Source organism: Skermanella sp., from assembly GCF_059503625.1.
The window spans coordinates 1-3,665 of the sequence record NZ_JCACHA010000157.1 but is presented as its reverse complement, the minus strand read 5'-3'; the positions used below and the strand labels follow the sequence as shown (position 1 = coordinate 3,665).

The following is a 3,665-nucleotide window of genomic DNA, read 5'->3' as shown; positions in this document are numbered from 1 at the left end:
GATTAGCAAAAGAACCTTGGTTTACTGTCGTAATCATGTTCGTTGTGATAACGGTATCTACGGTCATCCCGTTGGTTGAAATTCGGACGGAACGATAACCTTGAATGCAGCCGGGGTCCAGAAACAGGGTAGTCATAGCTAGCCTACCGCCAAAAGAGCCGGGCTGGAATTCTCGAGTTAAATCTAATCCGATGCCGCGTGTGCCGTCTGCCTTTAGCCGGTCCGCTCGGCCCGCCGTTCGAGCGCTTCGCGGTAGCGGTCGCGCGTGTAGGCCACCAGATCGGCCAGTGCGGCGGCGCCGGTCTCCGCGTCGCGCGACTCCACCGAATGCAGGATGCGTTCGTGGAAGCCGACGATGGCCTGCCGGTCGCGCACCCGGAAGATGATCATGTTGCTGACGGGTTGCAGGGCTTCCACGACGGCATGCATCAGGAACTGGAGGAGCGTGTTGCCGCTGGCATCGACCATGGCGCGGTGGAACCGGATGTCGGATGCGCAGAACTCCTCGTCGGTCAGCGCCGCGTTCCGCTGGGCCTGCAGCTCCCGCCGCATCGCGTCCAGATGCTCTTCCGTCCGGTTCGAGGCCGCCAGCCGGCAGCATACCACCTCCAGTTCGAGCCGGGCCGTCGCCATCGCTTCCAGGCTGATGTCGCCGACGGCGACCATCAGCGTCGCCGCGTTGGCCAGCGACTGCGCCGCCTCTTCCGGGGCCGGGCTGGATACGAAGTTGCCGCCGGCAGGCCCCCGCCGCGACCGGATCAGGTGCTGCGCCGCCAGCCGCTTCAGGGCTTCGCGCACGGTCGGACGCGAGACCTTGAAGCGCTGCGCAAGCTCCTCTTCCGTCGGCAGACGCTCGTCCACCTTCAGCCTGCCGTCCATGATCGCCGCCCGCAGGCTTTCCGCGATCTGCTTGGCGGCACTGACCGTCACGACACTCTCGAACTCGACCGCCATACCCGTGCGCTCTCCGCATTTCCTAAGGCGGGGAGTTTAGCATGATGCGGCGCACGGCGCGCAGCCGAAGTTAAGCCATTATTTGTCGGACGAATGGCGGGACGTTTTTTTGGTCTTACTTCCCCGTCCAGACCGGCGGCCGCTTGTTCAGGAAGGCGTCCATGCCCTCCTGGAAGTCCTGGCTCATGTAGCAGCTGACGATCAGGTCGTCGCTTTCCTCCGGCGTCATCTTCTCCTGAATGCGCAGCAGCGCTTCCTTGGTCGCGCGCAGGGTCAGCGGCGCATGGCCGGCCACCGTGCGCGCGACTTCGCCGGCGCGCCCGAGAAGGTCGGCGCCTTCGGCGATTACCTCGGACACCAGTCCGATCGCCTGCGCCTCGGGCGCCTCGACCAGACGGGCGGTGAAGATGATGTCCTTGACGCGGGCAGGGCCGATCAGCGCCGCCAGCCGGGCGTAGTTGGCGACCGACAGGCAGTTGCCGAGCGTGCGGGCGATCGGGAAGCCGAAACGGGCGTTGGGAGCCGCGATCCGCAGGTCGCAGACGGCGGCGATGGCGGCGCCGCCTCCCGTGCAGGCTCCGGCGATGGCGGCGACAGTCGGCACGCGGCACCGTTCCAGGGCGCCCAGCAGGCGGTCGATCCGCGCTTCGTAGGCAAGAGCGTCGTCGGGACCCTTGAAGGCGCGGAACTGGCCGATATCGGTGCCGGCGGCGAAGGCCTTGTCGCCGGCGCCGGTAATCAGCAGGGCCTTCACCCGATCGTCGGTTTCCACCTCCCGGCAGATCTCGCCCAGCCGCTCGTACATCGCGAAGGTCATCGCGTTGCGCGCCTGCGGGCGGTTGAAGGTGATGGTGCCGATGCCGTCCTGGACGTCGTAGAGAAGTTCTTCGGTCACGGGATTTGCTCCACTAAGGCTTTCGCGGTCTGGGATTTCGCGGTCTGGGATTTCACGGTCTGGGATTTTTTGGGCGCGCGCGCCGGTATCGGCGCCGGCTCGTCGCTCTCGGCGAAGCCGGCCCTCTCGACCTGCTCGCACTTGTTGCGCAGGTGCGTCTTCAGGATCGACGACAGCACGGCGGCATCGCGCCGCTGAAGAGCGTTCAGGATGGCTTCGTGCTCGGCCATGGCAAGCTTCCAGTGGTCCGGCGGCATCGGCACCACGAAGCGGGCGCGGCGGATGCGGGCGCTGACGTTCTCGTACAGGTTCATCAGGACGGAATTGTGGGTCGCCCGCACGATGGCTTCATGGATGGCGCGGTTCAGCGGGTAATAGCCGGCAAGGTCGTGGGCCGCGTAAAACTCCGCCATCCGGTCGTGCAGCGACTTGATCTCGGCGATCTCCGCGTCGGTGGCGTATTGGCAGGCAAGCTCGCCCGCCAGCGCCTCCATCCCGCCGCAGACCTCGAACAATTCCTCCAGGCTCCTGGCGGTCATCTTCGCGACGCGCGCGCCCCGGTTCGGCAGCAGGACGACGTAGCCCTCCGACGCCAGCACCTTCAGCGCTTCCCGCAAGGGAGTGCGCGACACGCCCAGCTCTGCGCAAAGCTCCTTCTCCGGCACCCGCGACCCCGGCGGCAGGACGCCGTCGATCAGCTTCTCTCTCAGATGGGCTACGACATCTTCATGGAGCATGGTTCTCCTCCGGCTGTGCCAGCGCATCCCGCAGCAGAATAGCGATATGGACCGCCTGACGTTGCGCTCCATCTTGAATCTGGTGCCGGCAGCTGGTGCCGTCCGCGACGATGACGGTATCCGGGTCGGCGGCGCGGGCGGCGGGCAGGACTCCCAGCTCGCCCATCTTCATCGATACGTCGTAGTGTTCCGCCTGATAGCCGAAGGCGCCGGCCATGCCGCAGCAGGTGGACTGGATGGTCGAGACCTCCAGGCCGGGAATCATCTTCAGCACCCGCTCGGTCGGGGCCAGCGCGCCGAACGCCTTCTGGTGGCAGTGCCCGTGCAGCAGCGCCTTCCTCTGGGGCAGCGGCTTCAGCGGCAGCTTCAGCCTGCCGGCCTGGGCCTCGGCGGCCAGAAACTCCTCCAGCAGAACGGCCCGCCCGGCCAGAGCGGTGCTGGCCTCGCCCGGCAGGACCGAACCGAACTCGTCCCGCATCGTCAGCAGGCATGACGGCTCCAGGCCGACGATGGGAATGCCGCGCTCGACATAGGGGCCGAGAGCGTCCAGCACCCGGCGCTGTTCGGCCCGCGCCTCGTCCACCAGACCGGCGGTCAGGAAGGTCCGGCCGCAGCACAGCGGCCGCTCGCCCTTGGGCGGATGGGCGACATGGACCTTGTAGCCGGCCGCCTCCAGCACGGTTAGGGCGGCGCGGGCGTTGTCCGCCTCGAACCAGCGATTGAAGGTATCGACGAACAGCACGACCTCGGCCACCCCGTCCGCCGCCGCTTCCTCATTGCGAAAAGGCCGGTCATGCCACTTGGGCAGCGGCCGCTTGCTGCTGAAGCCGGTCAGCCGCTCGCCCAGCGCCGCCAATGCTGGAACGCGGTTGCGCAGGTTCATCAGCGCGCCCAGCCGCGCCGCCTTCGGCGCATAGCGCGGCAGCCATGCGATCAGGCGCTCCCGCACGGGCAGGCCGTGGCGCTTGCGGTAGTGGTGCAGGAACTCGATCTTCATGCGCGAGATATCGACGCCGGTCGGGCATTCGCGCTTGCAGCCCTTGCACCCGACGCAAAGATCCAGAGTCTCGTACATCGGC

The 3,665-nt window shown here is 66.8% G+C and carries 4 protein-coding genes; all 4 read right to left on the bottom strand.

The genetic code is table 11. The features are described from left to right. Positions 1-213: 213 nt before the first annotated feature. Positions 214-954: a FadR/GntR family transcriptional regulator gene (locus AC5JJ6_RS04270; protein WP_496040857.1), complete on the bottom strand. Its 741-nt coding sequence runs from the start codon at positions 952-954 to the stop codon at positions 214-216. A 115-nt stretch (positions 955-1,069) separates the two neighbouring features. Continuing rightward, a complete protein-coding gene (locus tag AC5JJ6_RS04265; RefSeq protein ID WP_496040856.1) occupies positions 1,070-1,849 on the bottom strand; it encodes an enoyl-CoA hydratase/isomerase family protein in 780 nt (259 codons plus the stop codon). Continuing rightward, positions 1,846-2,586: a GntR family transcriptional regulator gene (locus AC5JJ6_RS04260; RefSeq protein WP_496040855.1), complete on the bottom strand. Its 741-nt coding sequence runs from the start codon at positions 2,584-2,586 to the stop codon at positions 1,846-1,848. The genes AC5JJ6_RS04265 and AC5JJ6_RS04260 overlap by 4 nt, the downstream gene beginning before the upstream one ends. Continuing rightward, positions 2,576-3,665, bottom strand: a 1,090-nt coding sequence (locus AC5JJ6_RS04255; protein WP_496040854.1) for a (Fe-S)-binding protein, incomplete at its 5' end; no start/stop codon positions are given. The genes AC5JJ6_RS04255 and AC5JJ6_RS04260, both read right to left, overlap by 11 nt.